Annotated in this window: 11 protein-coding genes; 3 read left to right on the top strand and 8 right to left on the bottom strand. The window is 67.5% G+C overall.

Annotated features, from left to right (window positions below; translation table 11 throughout):
* Nucleotides 1-16 precede the first annotated feature (16 nt).
* Nucleotides 17-880 (top strand): type 1 glutamine amidotransferase domain-containing protein, encoded by an 864-nt coding sequence (locus KVP70_RS13995; protein WP_217942830.1) that lies wholly within the window; start codon nt 17-19, stop codon nt 878-880.
* Between the two features lie 9 nt (nt 881-889).
* Here KVP70_RS13995 and KVP70_RS13990 read toward each other — a convergent pair whose 3' ends face one another.
* The 4 genes from KVP70_RS13990 to KVP70_RS13975 all read right to left on the bottom strand — a co-directional run bounded on the left by KVP70_RS13990 (nt 890) and on the right by KVP70_RS13975 (nt 9,393).
* Entirely contained in the window at nt 890-3,007 is a 2,118-nt protein-coding gene (locus tag KVP70_RS13990; protein WP_262311692.1) for a TonB-dependent receptor plug domain-containing protein, read from the bottom strand.
* Nucleotides 3,008-3,075: 68 nt separating this feature from the next.
* Nucleotides 3,076-7,215: an EAL domain-containing protein gene (locus KVP70_RS13985; protein WP_217942829.1), complete on the bottom strand. Its 4,140-nt coding sequence runs from the start codon at nt 7,213-7,215 to the stop codon at nt 3,076-3,078.
* The gene (locus tag KVP70_RS13980) at nt 7,215-8,348 is read right to left on the bottom strand and encodes an ABC transporter substrate-binding protein (protein WP_229224804.1); all 1,134 of its coding nucleotides are present in this window, start codon (nt 8,346-8,348) and stop codon (nt 7,215-7,217) included. The genes KVP70_RS13985 and KVP70_RS13980 overlap by 1 nt, the downstream gene beginning before the upstream one ends.
* Nucleotides 8,349-8,466: 118 nt before the next feature.
* On the bottom strand, nt 8,467-9,393 hold the full coding sequence (locus KVP70_RS13975) for an ABC transporter substrate-binding protein (RefSeq protein WP_217942827.1): 927 nt from the start codon (nt 9,391-9,393) through the stop codon (nt 8,467-8,469).
* 182 nt (nt 9,394-9,575) lie between these two features.
* Here KVP70_RS13975 and KVP70_RS13970 point away from each other — a divergent pair, with 182 nt between their 5' ends.
* Nucleotides 9,576-10,922 (top strand): MATE family efflux transporter, encoded by a 1,347-nt coding sequence (locus tag KVP70_RS13970; RefSeq protein ID WP_229224803.1) that lies wholly within the window; start codon nt 9,576-9,578, stop codon nt 10,920-10,922.
* A 110-nt stretch (nt 10,923-11,032) separates the two neighbouring features.
* The gene (locus KVP70_RS13965; RefSeq protein WP_229224802.1) at nt 11,033-11,935 is read left to right on the top strand and encodes a carbohydrate kinase family protein; all 903 of its coding nucleotides are present in this window, start codon (nt 11,033-11,035) and stop codon (nt 11,933-11,935) included.
* Between the two features lie 43 nt (nt 11,936-11,978).
* Here the strand turns inward: KVP70_RS13965 and KVP70_RS13960 are convergent, their stop codons facing one another.
* The 4 genes from KVP70_RS13960 to KVP70_RS13945 all read right to left on the bottom strand — a co-directional run bounded on the left by KVP70_RS13960 (nt 11,979) and on the right by KVP70_RS13945 (nt 18,022).
* Nucleotides 11,979-12,389, bottom strand: a complete 411-nt coding sequence (locus KVP70_RS13960) for a type 2 periplasmic-binding domain-containing protein (RefSeq protein ID WP_217942825.1) — start codon at nt 12,387-12,389, stop codon at nt 11,979-11,981.
* An 11-nt stretch (nt 12,390-12,400) separates the two neighbouring features.
* Nucleotides 12,401-13,603 (bottom strand): porin family protein, encoded by a 1,203-nt coding sequence (locus KVP70_RS13955; protein WP_217942824.1) that lies wholly within the window; start codon nt 13,601-13,603, stop codon nt 12,401-12,403.
* Nucleotides 13,604-13,877: 274 nt separating this feature from the next.
* Nucleotides 13,878-14,318, bottom strand: a complete 441-nt coding sequence (locus KVP70_RS13950) for a carboxymuconolactone decarboxylase family protein (RefSeq protein WP_217942823.1) — start codon at nt 14,316-14,318, stop codon at nt 13,878-13,880.
* 113 nt (nt 14,319-14,431) lie between these two features.
* Entirely contained in the window at nt 14,432-18,022 is a 3,591-nt protein-coding gene (locus KVP70_RS13945) for a CHASE domain-containing protein (RefSeq protein ID WP_217942822.1), read from the bottom strand.
* Between the last annotated feature and the right edge of the window lie 72 nt (nt 18,023-18,094).

Genomic DNA, 18,094 nt, shown 5'->3' with positions numbered 1-18,094 from the left:
ACCACGCGTTCATGCCATGACCAATTGCCGCCGCATCCTGATGCCGATTCCACTGCACGACTTCGACCCGACCGAGGTCGCGCTGAGCTGGCGCATCCTGCGCGACGCCGGCCACCAGATCGAGTTCGCCACCGTGGACGGCACGCGCGGCCATGCCGACCCGATGATGCTCAGCGGCGAAGGCCTGGACCCGTGGGGCTGGCTGCCCGGCCTGCGCAAGCTGCGGCTGTTCGGCCTGATGCTGCGCGCCGACCACCACGGCCGCCAGGCCTACGCCGCGCTGGAGTCGGCCCCTGCCTTCCTGCAACCCCAACGCTACCAGGATCTGAACGCGGCACAGTACGATGCGCTGCTGCTGCCCGGCGGCCACGCCAAGGGCATGCGGCCATATCTGGAAGACCGGGTCCTGCAGGCCTTGGTGGCGGAGTTCTTCGATAGCGGCAAGCCGGTGGCGGCGGTCTGCCACGGCGTGCTGCTGGCGGCGCGTTCGATCTCGCCGCGCACCGGGCGCTCGGTGCTGTACGGCCGCAAGACCACGGCGCTGACGTGGAAGCTGGAACGCAGCGCCTGGGACTTGACGCGCTTCCTGGCCCGTTTCTGGGACCCCGGCTACTACCGCACCTACGGCGAGAGCAAAGGCGAACCGGCCGGCTATTGGAGCGTGGAGCAGGAGGTCAGGCGCGCGCTGGCGTCGGACGCCGATTTCGTCGACGTCCCGCCCGGCGCGCCGGACTACCTGCGCAAGACGGGCGGCCTGGTGCGCGACCGTGCGGGCGACGAGCGCGCGGCCTGGGTGGTGCGGGATGGGAATTATCTGTCGGCGCGCTGGCCGGGCGACGTGCATACCTTTGCGCGCCGCTACGCCGACATGCTGGCGTAGCGGCGGCGCTTACATCTTGTACGACGCTTGCAGCGAGATCGTGCGCGGCGCCATCGGCAGGTCGTGCGGCAGGCTCAGCCCGGGCGCGGGGCTCGGTTCGCGCACGTCGGTGTTGAAGGCGTTGCGCAGCGCCAGCGCGAAGTTCCACTGCTTGCGGCCGGCGCGGGTCGCCAGGGTCAGGTCGACGGTGGTGTAGTCCGAGATCGCGGGGCGGGCGTCGCCGAAGGCGCGCATGCGGCCCGCCACCCAGTTCAGCTGCGCGCCGGCCTGGTAGCCGCTGGCGAAGTTCCAGTCGCCGCGGCCGAAGGCGTGGTGGCGCGGCGCATAGCCGGCGTCGGTATGGGTGGTCTGGTCGATGGAGCGCTGCCACGCGTAGTTGCCCGCCAGGCGCAGGTCGCGCGTCACGCTCCAGTTCGATTCGAGCTCGATGCCGTGGCCGGTCTGGTCGCCGGTGTTGGCGTAGGTGGCGCCGGTGCCCGGCACCGGATTGGGCACGGTGCGGATGATGTTCTTCATATCGTAGCGATAGAAGGTCAGGTTGACGGTGGCGTCGCTGCGGGCCTGCCAGTTGAACGCTATTTCGGTGGTGGCGTTGCGTTCCGGCTTCAGGTTCGGATTGCCCAGCGCGACCGGATTGCTGATGCCATAGCTTTCCAGGAAGGCCGGGGCGCGGAAGGCGCGGCCGTGCAGCAGCTTGGCGGTCAGGTCGAAGCTGGCGTCCCACACCAGCGCCAGGCGCGGATTGGTGGTGCCGCCGAAGTCGGAGAAATGATCGTGGCGGATGCCGGCCGTCAGGTTCCAGTCCTTGGCCAGGTTCCACTCGTCCTGCAGGTACAGGTAGTCGACCTTGCGCCGTTGCGGGCGCATGAACGGCGTGGTGTTGGTGGTGTCGATCACCGCCGGCAGCGGGATCGGCGTGCCGTTGGCCGCGTAGTTGAAGTTGCGCCATTCATGGACGCGGAACAGCTCGATATCATCGTGGCCGAGGCCGACCCGCAGGTGGTGGTCGTTGAAGCCGCTGTAGTCGGCATAGCCGGACAGGCGGTAAGTGCGCTCCCATGTCTCGGGTACGCCGATCATGCCGTCCTTGAAGGTGCCGGTCGGGAAGGTCGCGCCGGGCGGCAGCAACTGGTACCAGGTGTTCACTTCCTGCGAATACTGCTGTGTGGCGAGGCTGGCGCCCAGGCCCCAGTCGCGCGTCACCTGCGGCTCGGCCCAGGCCAGGTTGCTGGTGATGCGCTCGCTTTGCTGGCGGCCCACCGGGTCCAGCGCCGAGGCGATGCCGGCGCCGGTGCCCATGTCGTAGCGCTTCTTGTAGCCGAAGCGCGCGCGCCACTGGCCGTAGATCAGGTCGAGGTTGCCGTCGAGCGCCCTGTACTGGTTGTTGAGCGGGCCGGGCGCCAGGCTGGCGTGGGTCTTGAACAGCGTGTCGTTGCGGCTCTGGGCGTCGGCGTCGAGGGTGCGGTCGTTGCCGTCGCTGTGGCCGGCGCGCAGATAGGCGGCCACTTCCACCGGGCCGAGCTTGCCGCCGTGCTGCAGCCAGGCGTCGCGGCTTTGGTACGAACCGGTGCGGGCGCCGAGCTCGGTGCCTTGTACCTCACCGGGGCCCTTGGTGATGATGTTGATGACGCCGGAGAAAGCGTCGGAGCCATACAGCGCAGAGCCGGGGCCGCGGATGATCTCGATGCGGGCAATGTGTTCAAGCGGATAGCCGGCCCAGATGTTGCCCTTGTTGCCGATGTAGGCGGTGGTGATGGGCACGCCGTTTTGCAGCATCAGGATTTGCGGGGTGTAGGCGCTGACGATGCCGCGCACCACGTACAGCGGCGAACTGCTGTTGGGCGTGCGGTTGACGTGCACGCCGGGCACGCTTTCCAGCACCTGGTCGAGGTCGGTGGCGCCCATGGCGGCGATGTCGGCCGCCGTGATCACGGTGGCCACGGCCGGCGCGCGCCGCAGCGTTTGCAGATTGCCGGTGGCAATGCTGACGCTGTCGCTGGAACCGTAGACCAGCGCCAGTTCGTCCTCTTCCGTCACGGGATCGAAACCGGCCTGGGCCATGCCGTGCACCGCGACCAGCGGTAGGGTGAGTGCCGCGCTCAGATACAGCCGGTGGACGCTCAACACTTTCAAAATGCTATCTCCTGTGACGTTTTTTTGATTCTAGCTTGCCCGTTGTTGAGCCGGGGTAAATATCAGCATATCCTTGCTGTCACTGTTGTAGCCATGTCCACATGTCGTCGTACCAGTTCGGCGAATTGTTCGGCCGGCACCGCGGGGCTGAGGTAGAAGCCCTGCATCATGTCGCACTCGCGGCCTTTGAGGAACGCCAGCTGGGCCGCGGTTTCCACGCCCTCGGCCACCACTTCCAGGCGCAGGCTGTGGGCCAGCGCGATGATGGCGCTGATGATGGCGGCGTCGTCGGCATCCTGCGGCACGTCGCGCACGAAGGAGCGGTCGATCTTGATGATGTCGACCGGGAAGCGCTTCAGGTAGGACAGCGAGGAATAGCCGGTGCCGAAGTCGTCGATCGACAGGCGCACGCCCAGCGAGTGCAGGCGGTGCAGTGCGGCCAGCGTGTCCTGGGCGTTTTCCATCAGCGTGCTCTCGGTGATCTCCAGTTCCAGCAGCTGCGGCGGCAGGCCGGTGTCGGCCAGCACGGCTTCGACCGAGGCGGCGAAATCCTTTTGCAGCAGCTGGCGCACCGACAGGTTGACCGCCACCCGCATCGGCGGCAGGCCGGCGCAGATGAACTGCTGCAGCTGGGCGCAGGCGGTGCGCAGCACCCAGTCGCCCAGTGGATTGATGAGGCCGGTTTCCTCGGCCAGCGGGATGAAGTCCACCGGCGGTATCATGCCGCGCGTCGGATGGCGCCAGCGCACCAGCGCCTCCATGCCGATGATCTTGCCGCTGTCCAGGCAGGCCTGCGGCTGGTAGTACACCTCCAGCTGGTGCTGCTGCTCCATGGCGCGGCGCAGGTCGCTCTCGAGCCGCACGTGCTCGGAGATCGAATGCTCCATCGACGCCTCGTAGAACTGGAAGCCGGTGTTGGTGCGCTTGGCGCGGTACATGGCGCTGTCGGCGTGCTTGACCAGGGTGGCGACGTCGGCGCCGTCGTGCGGATACATGGCGATGCCGACGCTGGCGGTGACGAAGATGTCGTGGCCGTCGATCGGGAACGGCGCCGACAGCACGCGCACGATGTTGTGGGCGGCGGTGGCGGCGGCGGCCGGGCTGTCGAGCTCGTTGAGCACGACGGTGAATTCGTCGCCGCCCAGGCGGGCCACGGCGTCGTCGGCGCGCACCGTGTGGCGCACGCGCTGGGCCACCGCCTGCAGCAGGCGGTCGCCGACGTCATGGCCGAGGTTGTCGTTGACGTACTTGAAGCGGTCCAGGTCCATGAACAGCACGGCCACCTGCTGGCCGTCGCCGGCCAGGCGCGCCTGGTCGATGCTGGTGGCCAGCAGCTCGAAGAACAGGGTGCGGTTGGGCAGGTTGGTCAGCACGTCGTTGTAGGCCAGGTGGCGGATGCGCTTCTCGGCGCGGTTGGCCTCGATGATGCGGCGCACCCGCTGCGACAGCACGGCGTAGTGGATGGGCTTGGGGATGTAGTCGCTGGCGCCGGCGGCGAAGGCGCGCTCGACCGACGAGTTGTCCTGCAGCGCGGTGATCATCAGCACCGGCACGGCGCCGGCGTTGGGCAGCTCCTGCATGCGGGCGCAGGCGGTGAAGCCGTCCATCACCGGCATCATCGCGTCCATCAGGATCACGTCGGGCTGGAAGCGCGCCAGCATCGCCAGCGCTTCCGCGCCGTTGGCCGCTTCCTCGACGTGGAAGCCGTCGCGCTGCAAGGTGTGGCGCAGGGTGCTGCGGGTGCTGCGGTCGTCGTCGACCACCAACACTTGCGGGCGCTCGTCGCCGGGCAGCGGGGCCAGCGGGGTGGCGTCGCTGATCTCGGCGTGCAGGAAGGCGGCCAGCGCGTCGTAGTGGGCGCGCAGCGGCGCCAGCAAGGGCGCGATCTGTTCCGCCTGCTGCTCGGCCGCGTAGTGCTCGGCCTGCTGGGCCAGCTGCGCCAGCGTCTCGGCGCCGAAGTTGCCGGACGAACCCTTGAGCGCGTGGGCGCGGATGCGCGCGGTGGCCATGTCGCCGGCCAGCACCGCTTGTTCCAGTTCGTCCAGGCAGGCCGGCGTGTCTTCCAGGTAGGGCGTGACGGCGTGCGGCAGGGTGTCGCCCAGCACTTCGCGCAGCTTGTCGAACACGGCCTGGTCGACCGGGCAGGGGCCGCCGTGAGTGCGCGGCTCGAACGTTGGCGCGGCCGGCGCGGCCTGGTGGGCGGGGGCGGTCAGCGGGCCGCCGTGGGGCAGCCAGCGCTCCAGCTTCTGGCGCAGTTCCACCAGCGTGATCGGCTTGGCCAGGTAATCGTCCATGCCGGCGGCCAGGCATTTTTCAGCGTCGCCGACCTGGGTGTTGGCGGTCATCGCCACCAGCGGCGTGCGCCGGCCCATGGCCAGCTCGGCCAGGCGGATGTGGGCGGTGGCTTCGTAGCCGTCCATTTCCGGCATGCTGCAATCCATCAGGATCAGGTCGAAGCGTTCGCGCTGGGCGGCGCGCACGGCTTCCACGCCGTCGGCCGCGAATTCGCAGACGCAGCCGTTCATCGCCAGCATGCCGGCGGCCACCATCTGGTTGGTGCGGTTGTCTTCGGCGACCAGCACGCGGAACTGGCGCTCCGGCGTCGGGACCGGGCTCAAGGCGGGCAGCGGCGCCAAGGCGGGCGCCGGCGCAGGGTTGGCGGCGGCCGGCGGGCGCATCGGCAGCGGCGGACCGGCCACCTGCTGCTGCGCCGGACGGCTGCGTATCGTGAAGTGGAAGGTGGTGCCGCTGCCGGTGACGCTGTCGACGCCGATGCGACCGCCCAGCAGTTCGACCAGCTGCTTGCAGATGGCCAGGCCGAGGCCGGTGCCGCCGTAGCGGCGCGTGGTGCTCGGGTCCGGCTGTACATAGGCTTCGAACAGGTGGCGGCGGACGTCCTCGCTCATGCCGATGCCGGTGTCGCGCACCTCGAAGCGCAGGCCGAACTCGGCGCCCGGCGCCAGCGCCACGTCGACCGCCACTTCGCCCTGGTCGGTGAACTTGACGGCGTTGCCGATCAGGTTGATGAGGATCTGGCGCAGGCGCAGCGAATCGCCGGCGATGCGCACCGGCACGTCGGGGGCGATGGTCCAGTTCAGGGTCACGCCTTTCTGCTGCGCGGGACGGGCCACCAGTTCCAGCACCTCGGACAGCAGGGTGCCGAGGCAGAACTCGGTCTCTTCCAGCTTGAGCTTGCCCGCTTCCATCTTGGAGAAGTCGAGGATGTTGTTGATCAGCGCGATCAAGGTGCGCGACGAGTTCCAGGCGACATCGACGAATTCCTGCTGGCGCGGCGTGAGGCGGGTTTCCTTGAGCATGTCGAGCATGCCGACCACGCCGTTGAGCGGGGTGCGCACCTCGTGGCTGACGGTGGCGGCGAACTGCGCCTTCATCTGCGCCATGTTGACGGCGGCGTCGCGCGATTCCTTCAGCTCGGCCTCGCGCTGTTCCAGCACGTTCATCATCTGGTTGAAGGCGTGCGCCATCTCGATCAGGTCGCGCGGGCCTGCGGGCGCGGCGCGCATGCCGGACTCGCCCGATTCGGCGCGGCGCATCAAGGTCGACAGCGCGTTGAGCGGGTTGATCATGTGGCGCGTCAGCAGGCGGCCCAGCACCAGCAGCACCACGGCGAACGACAAGGTCAGCGCCAGGTTGCCCAGCAACAGCGACCAGGTCAGCTGCTTGAGCGTGTTCTTGGCGATCTGCACGTGGACGTAGCCCAGCAGCTGCTGCTGGTGTTCCTGCAGTTCAAACGGCGAGGCTTCGCTCTGGCCGCCGTACACCGGCGCGGCGAACAGCCAGCCGTCGGAGGTTTCACCGACCAGGCCGGCGTGCGCCGGGACCACCTTGTTCAGGTTGGCGACGTCCAGCGTGGCGCCGGCCACCACCTTTGACAGCAAGACCTTGCGCCTGGCGTCCATGATTTGCAGCGCCGCCACGTCCGGGAAGGACAGCGTGGAGTTGACCACTTCGCGGGCGTTCTCGGCCGAGTGGAACAGCAGCGCCAGCGTGCTCTGGCGCGCCAGGTTGTCGGCCACGCGCTGGCCCTGGCCGATGAAGTAGTCGCGCATGCGGGCATTGGCTTCCCACGAATTCATCAGCGCCGAGAACACGGCAAGACCAAGGATGGCGGCCGAGACGATGACCGTCAGTTGGCGCTGGAAACCGGTACGACGGAGAAAGTTACGGACTATGGAGATCATCAGGGCTGCGGGTAGACAAAGTCGAAACTGCGCTGTTGCAATGCGCCCAGGTTGAGGCCGATATGGCTGGCGGTCCGTAAGTTGATGGCGGTCTGCAGCTCGCGCAGCGGCACCAGCGGCCGGCGCCGCACGTCGCCGGCGATCACGCCCAGCGCCGAGGCGGCCAGGGTGCGGCCCAGCTCGACGTTGTCGGGCACCATGGCGAACAGCGCGCCTTTTTTCACGTGCAGCACGTTGCTCGAGAACAGCGGCACGCCGCTGTTCCACGATTCGCGCAGCACCAGCGGCAGGATGGTGCTTTCCTCGACGGTGGTGCTGTCGTGCGGCAGCCAGACGGCGTCGTGGCGGTTGTCGGCGGCGCCGATCAGCTGGGTGTACAGCTGGGCCGCGCGGGCCAGGTCGCCGGCCACGTGGGCTTGCAGCTCCAGGCCCTGGGCCCTGGCCGCCTCGCGCGCCAGCTTGACCAGCCATTCGGATTTCTGCGGGTTGTAGACCACGATCACGCGCTTGAGCTCGGGCAGCAGCGCGCGCAGGCGCGAGAACAGCATGGCCGGGTCGGGCGTCATGCTGATGCCCATGACGTTCTCGGCGTCCGACAGCAGCAGCACGCCGCCGGCCAGCACGGCGATCTCGCGGTCCAGTCCGGCGGTGGCGTTCAAGCCCTGGCGGCCCAGCGCGATCACCACCTTGGTGCCGTTGCGCTTGAGCGTGGCGTTCAGCTCGGCGATGTCCATTTTCGGATCGACCGGATAGCTGCGCACCTTGAGCTTGGTGCGCTCCTCGATGCCTTGGATCATGGCGATGAAGGCCGAGCGGAACGGTTCCTCGACATTCGGATAGACGACGGCGATGCTGCCCTTGCCGATCGAGGCCTGCAGTTCGGGGCGGCGCAGCTGGTCTTCCAGCTGGGCCAGGGTGACGGGGCGGACGTCGGCGCGCAGCGGCGCCAGCGGCGGCAGCAGCAGTGGCTCGGCCGGCGCGATCAGCATGCCGCCATGGGCGGCGCTGGCGCTGACCAGCGCGATGCTCGATGGCACGACACCGCCAGCCGCGTGCGTTGCGCCGGTGACGCTGGCGAGCAGCAGGGCGCCGGCGCGTCTCAAGCGCCGCAGATTGAATATTGTGTTTTTCATCATACTATCTTTGCTGCACCGCTACCACGGCGCCAGGAACGGCGCTGTCAAGATGCTTTCATAGTATAAGCCGAGACTTTGCAATTCGGAAATAAAATCGCCGCTAGCGACCGCAACGCTAGGGCTCGGGGAAGACGGCGTCGAAGCTCCGTTGTTGGCTGGAGACAAGATTCAGGCCGATGTGGCTGGCCGTGCGCGAGTTGAGCGCGCTGCGCACCGCGCGCAGCGGCGTCACGCCCCGTTTTGGCATGTCGCCGTTTTGCATGGCCAGCGCCAGCGCGGCCAGGTCGCGGCCCAGCTGCACATTATTGGGGTACATGCCGAACAGCACGCCTTTTTTGACGTGCAGCACGCTGCTGGAAAACACCGGCAGATTGCGGCTCCAGGACTCCTTCAGTACCAGCGGCAGGATGGTGGTTTCCTCGACGGTGGTGGCGTCCTGCGGCAGCCAGAGGGCGTCGCGGTGGCCGTCGGCGGCGGCGAACTGGGTCTCGTAGGCGCGCGCGGCGCCGGCCAGGTCGCTCGCTTCCAGCGCCACCAGTTCCAGCCCCAGGCCGCGCGCCGCCTCGCGCGCCAGGCGGATCTGCGCCTCGTTGCTGGCCGGGTTGTAGACCACGATCACGCGGCGTATGCCGGGCAGCAAGGTCTTGAGCATGCCGAACAGCAGGGCCGGGTCGGGCGCCAGGCTGATGCCGTTGAGGCGTTCGGCGTCCGGCGCCGCGCCGACGCCGCCGATCACCACGGCCTGCGCCGGATCGAGCATGGCGGCAGCCTTCAAGCCCTGGCGGCCGAGGGCGATCACCACCTTGCTGTTCTTGAGCGTGTTGCGCAGTTCGGCCAGGTCGGTGCCGGCGCCTAGGGCGATGGCGCGCGGCTTGGTCTTGGCTTGTTCTTCGACGCCCTGGAGGATTTCGGTGAACACGGTGCGGTAAGGCTCGCCGATGTCGGGATACAGCACCGTCAGCGTCTGGGCGTGGACCCGCCCGCCGGGTAAGCCCAGCAGCAGGGTGCAGAGAAAGGCAACGACGTTGATGGTTAATCGCACAATGATAGTCGCAGCGTGTTGAGTCAGCGGAAGTGTATCCTTTGCTAACGATTTTACATCCATAGATTATTTCAATGGTGTCAGTGAGAGCGCTTCCAGTTGATGTAAACTAAGATTAATCCGCAACACTTTTCCGCCAGCTCAAGATGCCCGCCGCCAAAACACCGATCCGTACCCCGCCCATGTTCAATCTTGCCTGGCCCCTGCTCGTCGAGCTGGGCATGGCGATCGCTTCCAGCGTCATCGGCACCGGGCTGGCGTCGCGCATTTCAGACGAGGCCGGCGGCGCTTTCGCCATCGCCAGCCAGGTGTCGGCCACACTGTTCATTCTATTCCGCATCATCGGCGCCGGGGTCAGCGTGGTGGTCACCCAGAACCTGGGCGCTGGCCAGCGCCAGGCCGCCAACCGCGTGGCCTGCGCGGTGGTGGGCGCCAGCACCTGGCTGGGCGCGGTCACCGGCCTGTTGGCGCTGCTGGGCGCGAATGGCTTGCTGCATCTGCTGAACGCGCCGGCCGAAGTGCTGCCACTGGCGGCGCCATTGCTGCAGGCGCTGGCGCCGGCCATGCTGCTCGACGCCTGGAACGCGTCGATGGCCAGCGTGATGCGGGCCCACCTGCGCACCCGCGACACGCTGGTGGTGCTGGTGATCATGCATGTCAGCCATCTGGCGCTGGCGATTCCGATGATGCATGGCTGGGGGCCGATACCGGCGCTGGGCCTGCCCGGCTACGCGTATGCGCTGGCGATCAGCCGCGCCATCGGCCTGGCGCTGCATTTGCTGATGTGGCGCGTGCACCTGGGCATCTGCGTGGCGCGCGACGACTGGTGGCGCCTGCCGCGGCGCGAGCTGGGCGCGGTGCTGCATATCGGCCTGCCCGGCGCTGCCGAAAACATCGCATGGCGACTGGCCTTCATGGTCAGCGTGGCGACGGCGGCCGAGCTGGGCGCCAAGTCGCTGGCCACGCAGGCGTATGTGCTGCAGCTGATGGGCGGGGTGATGATGTTTTCCATCGCCACCGGGCTGGCGGTCGAGATCGTGGTCGGCTACCTGATCGGCGCCGGGCGGCTGCGGGAAGCGCATGGCGTGGTGCGGCGTGCGCTGGCGCGCGGACTGGTGGTGTGCATCCTGATCGCCGCCTGCGCCGCGCTGCTGGGACGTTGGCTGCTGGGCTGGTTCACGCAGGACCAGGACATCATCGCCGCCGGCGCCACGCTGCTGTGGATCACCGTGCTGCTCGAGCCGGGCCGCACCTTCAACCTGGTGGTGATCAATGCGCTGCGCGCGGCCGGCGATGCGCGCTTTCCGGTGATGGCGGGCGCCTTGTCGATGTTGCTGGTGCTGGCCGGCGGCAGCTGGCTGCTGGGCGTGGTGCTGGGCTGGGGCTTGCCCGGCGTGTGGATCGCCTACGCCGCCGACGAATGGATACGCGGCCTGATCATGTGGCGCCGCTGGCAGACCCACGCCTGGGTGCCGCACGCGCGGGCGTCGCGCAAACGATTGCGGCCGGTGATCGTGGTCGAGGGTTAGCTAATTTTTGTAATTTAACTACATGCTCTGCGTAATGCGGCCATAATGTTGTTGACCTTATAAATAACGACTGTTATTTTGCTACATTCTCAGTCTTCCGGGAGTGTGTAATGCAACAGCTTTCTGACGTGCGCGTGCTGGTTGCCGGCGGTGTCGGCATCGACACCATTGTGATGGTGCCATCGCTGCCGCTGGCCGAGGCGGACTCCATCCACGTGCCCGCCGTGTACGATTACGTTGCCCACACCGGCAATGGCGTGGCGCTCAACTTGCTGGCGCTGGGACATCACCCCGTGCTGCTCGATTTCATCGGCGCCGACGCACAAGCGGCGCTGGTCCATGCGCGCTACCGCGAACGCGGCCTGGAATTCCATGGCGTGGTGCACCCCAGCGGCACACGGCGCAGCGTCAATCTGGTGTCGCCGGACGGCCGCCGGCTGTCGCTGTACGACGGCCGCCATCCGGACGACTTGCGCATGGAACGCGAATTCTACTTGCCGCACATGGAGCGCGCCCAGCACCTGCACCTGACCATCATGCCGTGGGCGCGCCATTGGTACGAGGACGCCGCCGCCTGCGGCCTGCCGGTATCGACCGACCTGCACGACTGGGATGGCAGCAATCCCTACTATCACGATTTCGCGCGGCGCTCCGACCTGGTGTTTGTCAGCACGGCTGCCTTGCGCGGCCGGCATGAGCAGGTGATGCGGGAGATACTTGAGAGGGGAGGCGCGGCGGCGGTGATCGCCATGGCCGGCGCGCAGGGCAGCTACTTGCTGCGGCGCGGTGATGCCGAGGTGCTGCATGTGCCTTGCGCCAGGCTCGACCTGCCCGTGGTCGACAGCAATGGCGCGGGGGACGCCTTTGTCAGCGCCTTCCTGCACGGGAAATTTCAGGGGGTGGAGATTGAGGATTGCATGCGCCTGGGCGCCATCGCCGGCGCCCATGCCTGCAGCGTGCCCGGCACGGCGGAGCGCAGCTTGTCGCTGGCAGAGCTGGCACGCTATCTTTGAAGCCCGAAAGCTGGCATCCAGCTTTCGGGCCGGGGATGCCGGCTTAAGGCACGGTGAGGATGACCTTGACCGTGTCGTCGACCTGCGACTTCTCGATGTAGCCGATGGCCTGCGGGTCGGCCGCCACGGCCTTCTTTACCTCGGCGCTGGAACCCATCTCCTTCGGTGCGCTGGCTTTACCGGTGAACACCAGCTTGGACCAGATGGCCTTGACCTGGGTTGAGTCCTTGTCCAGCACTTTTTTATAGAACTCGTTGCGCAGCGGGCCGTCGCTGTGCTCGATCGGCGTGAACAGCGTCGATTTGCCGAGGAAGAACTGGGCCGCCTGTTCGCCGAACATGCGCGTGGCCGGATTCTTCGGGCTGACGATGACCACGATCTCGGTTGCGAACGCAGGGGCGATGGCCAGCCAGGCGCCGGTCGCCAGCAAGATTTTTGCGATTGTCGTTTTCATCTGGATTCTCCTTAGAAGACGAAATCGATGGCGGCGGCGTACACGTTGACGCTGCTGCCCGCAAAGCCCGGCTTGGGATTGACGAAGTAGCCGGCGCCGTCGCGCGTCTTGATGCGGTCCATCTGCACCTTGAACGCTGCCGATTTGTAGAAGTCCCAGCGCAGGCCGATGCCGGTGGTCGATTGCAGGCCGGACTTGATGGCGCCGTTGGTGCCGGCGGTCAGCGCGGCCAGCGGGCCGGTGGTCGGCATCGAGGCGAAGCTGCGGATGCTGTCCTGCTTGACGTCGCCGTGCAGGATGAAGGGCACGAACTTGCCGTAGCGGTAGCCTGCCATGATGTACCAGGAGCTGGTGTCCGGCACCAGGCGCGACTCGGTCTTGCGCTTGGCGTATTCGGCCTGGCCGATGATGTTGTTGTAGTCCATCGCGATGCCGGCCGAAGTGAAGGTGCCCTTGATGTCGGTCAGTTTGTTTTCGTTGGCCACCGCGACCAGGCCGACCTTGTTCAGCGTCGCCACCAGGCCGGTGAGGCTGGCGTTGTCGTAGATGCCGAAATTGGCCTGGGAACGGCCCAGGCGATAGGTGAACGGGCCGTTCTCGACCACCAGCTGGGTCGAAATGACCGGCTTGAAGTCGACGTAGTAATTGCCGGGCGCGCGCGTCCTGGCGCGGCCGATCGCGGCTTGTGCGGTCACGGTGGTGTCGCCAAAGCTGTGCTGGTAGGTGACGTCGCCGCCGTCCGCATTGTCGACGCTGACCTGGCGGTACACTTCATTCGGCGGGCGCAGCATGGTGTTGGCGTAGCCGACGTTGCGCACGTCGGAAATCATGTACACCGGCAGGCCGATGCGGCCGACGCGCAGCGAGAAGTCGTCGTTGAGCTTGATCTTGGCGAAGGCCCAAGCCAGCTCGGCGCCGAATTGATCGTTGTTGCCGTTCTTGCGCACCAGGCCCTGGGCGGTGAAGGAGATGGTGTCGCTCCATTTGGCGGTGGCCTGGATGCCCAGGTTGGAATCGACGCCGGGACGGGCGTCCTTGCCGACGCCGGCGGCCTGGTTGACGCGGTTGAATTCTGCCTGGTCGGAATTGGTCATGGTCAGCGCGCCGGTGCCGAATCCGCTGACGGTGATGGGCATGCCGTCTTGCGCATGGGCGGTGGCGGCCAGGGCACTGAGGACTGCTAAAGTTGTCAATGCAAGCTTGGGTTGTTTCATCGTGTACCCCTCCAAAGGTTAATGGCGACTGTCGTTGTGATGTTGTGCGCCTTATTTAGTGTGGACCGGAGGAGCGGGAAGGTGGGTGTTTTTGTGGCAAAATGTCACAAATCCGTTGTTCCGTGGCAACGAATTGCATAATGGAAGCGGTATCACATGATGCAAACGGCAAGCTTGTTTAGTGGATGTGCTTGATGTAACGCGGTATTTCCACGGCCGGCGGCGCCGCTTGTCCTGAACATGCAAGACACAATTGACGCCGGCCGCGGCGGCTTTACGGCGCCGGCATTTTGCGGAAACCGACCCCCAGGCGATTCCAGCAGTTGATGGTATTGATCGCCAGCGTCAGGTCGACCTGTTCCTTGGGCGTGAACTGGGCTTGCAGGCGCTCGTAGTCGGCGTCCGGCGCGTGGCTGGTGGCCAGCTGGGTCAACGCCTCGGTCCACGCCAGTGCGGCCTGTTCGCGCGCGGTGAAGAAGGGCGTCTCGCGCCAGGCCGCCACGCCGTGCATGCGGCGGTCGGTCTCGCCGGCCTTGCGGGCGTCGGTGGTGTGCATGTCGATGCAGAAGGCGCAGCCGTTGATCTGCGACGCGCGCAGCTTCACCAGTTCCAGCAGCGGCGCCTCCAGGCCCAGCTTGTTGACCGCGACTTCCAGCGCGATCATGGCTTTCATCGCGTCCGGCGAGGCGGTGTAGAAATCGGTACGTGCGTTCATGTTGGTTTCCCCTGGCAGTGATGGTTGAGTGCATCCATTCTAGGAGACCAATCACGGCCGGCGGGAGGCCAATCCGGACGAAACACGCTAGTCCAATGCGGCGGTCCCGCCGGCTAGCGGCCGGCGGCGGCGCGCTGGGCGGCGGGCAGGTTGCGCGTGATCGCGCGCAGCATCTGTTCGACGTCGATGGGTTTGGCGATGAAGTCGTTCATGCCGCAGGCGATGCACTGTTCGCGCTCGGACAGCATGACGCCGGCCGTCATCGCCAGCACCGGCAATTCCAGTTCGAGCTCGGTGCGGATGCGGGCGGTCGCTTCGAAACCGTCCATTTCCGGCATCTGCACATCCATCAGCACCAGGTCGTAGCGGTGGGCGTCGCTGCGCAGCCGGTCGAGCGCGGCGCGGCCGTTGTCCACCGCGTCGACGCTGGCGCCGGCGTAGGACAACATGCTCTGCGCCACCAGCTGGTTGATCGGATTGTCTTCCACCAGCAGGATGCGCACGCCGTCGATGCGCAGCCCCGGCTGGGCGCCGCTATCGGCGCTGGCGCTGGCGGCGGCCGGGGTGCCGGCCCGCGCCTGCTGCAAGGTCTCGTTCAGGCGCGCCATGGTGACCGGCTTGAGCAGCACTGCGTTGGCCGTCTCGGCGCCCTGGGTGTGCAGCAGCTTGCCCTGGCCGAAGGCGCTGACCATCAGGATGATGGCGGGGCAGTCCTGCGCCAGCGTCTGGCGCATCGCCTGCATGGTGGCCAGGCCGTTCATGCCGGGCATGTCCCAGTCGACCAGGATGGCGTCGTAGCGGCCGGCTGCGCGGCGCAGCAGCGCCAGCGCCTGTTCGCCGCAGCCGGCGCTGTCGCTGCTCCAGCCGCGCGCGCGGATGGTGCGGCCCAGATAGTCGGCGCTGACCGGGTCGTCGTCGACCATCAGCAGGTGCTGGGGCGGCAACGGCGCGCCGCCAGGCGCCGCCTCGCCGGCCGCTTGCAGCGGCACGGTCAGGATGAAGGCGCTGCCGGCGCCGGCGATGCTTTGCACGTCGATCGCGCCGCCCATCAGCGCGGCGATGCGGCGCGAGATGGCCAGCCCCAGTCCGGTGCCGCCGAAGCGCCGGGTCATCGAGGCGTCGGCTTGCGAGAACGGCGCGAACAGCAACGCCAGCTGGTCGGGAGGAATGCCGATGCCGCTGTCGCGCACCGTGAAGCGTAGCGTGACGGCGCCGGCCAGGGCGTCGCCGGTGCGTTCCACCAGCACCGAGACCGAGCCCTTTTCGGTGAACTTGATGGCGTTGCCGACCAGGTTGATCAGGATCTGCTGCAGGCGGTGGCCGTCGCCCAGCAGGGCCTGCGGCACGGCCGCTTCGACGCCGATCGCCAGTTCCAGGTCCTTCTCGCCGGAGTTGACGGTCATGATGGTGGCGATGGCCTCCAGCACGGCGCTCAGCTGGAACGGCGCCGGCGCCAGCTCCATGCGGCCCGCCTCGATCTTGGAGAAATCCAGCACGTCGTTGAGGATGCTGAGCAGCGAATTGCCGGACCACCGTATCATCTCCAGGTACTTCTGCTGGTCGGGCGAGAGCGCGGTGTTGTTGAGCAGGTGCGTCATGCCCAGCACGGCGTTGAGCGGGGTGCGGATCTCGTGGCTCATGTTGGCGACGAACTCGGACTTGGCGCGGCTGGCCGCTTCGGCCAGGTCGCGCGCGACGATCAGCGAGCTTTCCGATTCGCGCAGCGCCGCGGTCTTTTCCTCGGCCAGCGCGGCGGCATAGGCCTGGCGCGCGGTCAGCGCCCGCACTACGCCGAAGAACAGCAGGCTGATGATCACGCCGGCCAGCAGCACGATGTGGGACTTCTGGCGGTCGATCGAGTTCTCGAACGCCGGCAGCGAGGTAAAGCGCAACGTCCAGCGATGCTGCATCTGGATCAGCGGCGCGGTGCGCAGGTAGGGGTTCGGATATTGCAGCTGGTCGTTGTCGGTGCGGGTGCCGCTGGCGTACAGCAGGGCGGCGGCGCCGGTCTCGGCGCCGTCGAAGATCTCCAGCTGCACCACCTGGCCGGAGGGGCCGAGCAGGCCGGCCATCATGTCGTCGGCGCGGATCGGGCTGTACGAGTAGCCCTGCAGCGCGGCCATGCGCTGCGCCGGCGCCTTCACGGCCAGCTGGCGGTAGATGGGGAAGAACATCAGGAAGCCCGGCCGGCCCTGCTCGGCGCCGTTCTGCACCAGCGTCACCTTGGCCGACAGGACCGGCTTGCCGCTGCGCGCCGCCTCCAGCAGCGCGGCCTGGCGGATCGGCTCGGACATCAGGTCGTAGCCGAAGGCGCGCAGGTTCTGGCCCTGGAACGGCTCGAGATACAGCACCACCGTGGACAAGGGCCCCAGCGCGCTGCCGGCCTTGGCCCAGACGCGGAAATCGGGGTAGCCTTGGCCGCGCACCTGCGCTTCCAGGGCGTCGCGCTGGCCGGCCGGCACCTGGCCGGCATAGCCCAGTCCCATCACGCCGGGCAGGCTGTGGGGCAGATCGAGCGCCTCGGTGAAATTGCGCCATTGCGCGCGGCTCGGTTCCGGCGCGGCGCTGAACAGCGCGCGGGCGCCGCGCAAGCCCGATTCGTACAGGACCATGCGGCTGGCGATGCGCTCGGCGATGTCGGCGCATTCGGTGTCGAACTGTTCGCGCGCGCGGCGCTCGGTGCTCAGCGCCACCAGGTGCCAGACGATCACGGTCAGGCCGACGCAGATCAGCAGCGTGGCCCATTGCGCGGCGCTGTGGCCGCGCACCGCGCCGCTCATGCGGCGCCGTTCGCTGGCGTCGGCGCACAGCACCATGCCGATCAGGCTGCACAACACCACGAAGCTGTCGAGCGAAATCAAGGCGTCGTTGAGGGTGCCGACCGCGAACGGCCCCAGGCCGCGCACCGTGCACAGCACCGCGCCGCCGGCGGTGGACAGCCAGGCCAGGCTGGCGCCGCGCAGCCCGAAGCGGAACGAGGCCCAGGCCACGCACAGCATGAAGACATACGGCAGCCAGCCCGGATCGTCGTTGGCGGTGTAGTGGCGGCCGAAGATCCAGGCGATCAGCGCCGCCAGCAGCAGCAGCGACAGCGTGGCCTCCAGCACCACCGCCTGGCGCCAGCGCGGCCGGCGCCAGGCCAGGATGGCCGGCGCCACCAGCAGCACGCCGGCGACGTCGCCGACCCACCAGGTCAGCACCACGGTGCCCCAGGCCGGCGCCGGCACCAGAGCGCCCAGCACCAGCGTGGCGCTGCCGATACCGGCGCTGATCAGGCACACCAGCAAGGCGATGGTGGCGAATTTGTAGACATCCTGCAACTGGCCGAACGGCCGGGCGGCGTCGGTGTGGCGGCGCATCAGCCAGGCGCCGGCCAGCGCTTCGAGGGTATTGCCGACGGCGATCAGCAGCGACGCCACCACCAGGCCGGCATTGAAGGGCTGGCCGTTGGTGGTGAAGGTGGCCAGGTTGGCGGCCAGCGCGCCCAGCAGGATGGCAGGCCAGGCGCGGTAGCCCAGCAGCAGGACGGCGGCAAAGGCGATGCCGGACGGCGGCCAGACGGGCGTGGCGTTGGTGTGGGCGAAGGCCAGCAACAGGCTGGTGTTGGCCACCAGGTAGTAGCAGGCCGTCAGCAGCAGCAACGCCAGCGGCGCGGGGCCTGACGCGGGTATGGCCGGTTTGAGCTGGTCGGAGCCTGCGCGCATGGCGGATAGCTGGGTTGTCTCGGTGGCAATCACTATACCCCGAGCTGCGGCATATTTGTTGGGTTTATGGCG

The sequence above is a fragment of the Duganella violaceipulchra genome (assembly GCF_019166075.1).
Lineage (GTDB): Bacteria > Pseudomonadota > Gammaproteobacteria > Burkholderiales > Burkholderiaceae_D > Rugamonas > Rugamonas violaceipulchra.
The sequence above is the reverse complement of the archived record's forward strand: the minus strand, read 5'-3'. Positions and strand labels throughout refer to the sequence as shown.

What these genes read in the sequence shown, in the direction of transcription:
- KVP70_RS13995 (WP_217942830.1), top strand. Translation starts at nt 17, where the DNA reads ATGACCAATTGCCGCCGCATCCTGATGCCGATTCCACTGCACGACTTC.
- KVP70_RS13985 (WP_217942829.1), bottom strand. Translation starts at nt 7,215, where the DNA reads ATGATCTCCATAGTCCGTAACTTTCTCCGTCGTACCGGTTTCCAGCGC.
- KVP70_RS13980 (WP_229224804.1), bottom strand. Translation starts at nt 8,348, where the DNA reads ATGAAAAACACAATATTCAATCTGCGGCGCTTGAGACGCGCCGGCGCC.
- KVP70_RS13970 (WP_229224803.1), top strand. Translation starts at nt 9,576, where the DNA reads ATGTTCAATCTTGCCTGGCCCCTGCTCGTCGAGCTGGGCATGGCGATC.
- KVP70_RS13965 (WP_229224802.1), top strand. Translation starts at nt 11,033, where the DNA reads ATGCAACAGCTTTCTGACGTGCGCGTGCTGGTTGCCGGCGGTGTCGGC.
- KVP70_RS13960 (WP_217942825.1), bottom strand. Translation starts at nt 12,389, where the DNA reads ATGAAAACGACAATCGCAAAAATCTTGCTGGCGACCGGCGCCTGGCTG.
- KVP70_RS13955 (WP_217942824.1), bottom strand. Translation starts at nt 13,603, where the DNA reads ATGAAACAACCCAAGCTTGCATTGACAACTTTAGCAGTCCTCAGTGCC.
- KVP70_RS13950 (WP_217942823.1), bottom strand. Translation starts at nt 14,318, where the DNA reads ATGAACGCACGTACCGATTTCTACACCGCCTCGCCGGACGCGATGAAA.
- KVP70_RS13945 (WP_217942822.1), bottom strand. Translation starts at nt 18,022, where the DNA reads ATGCGCGCAGGCTCCGACCAGCTCAAACCGGCCATACCCGCGTCAGGC.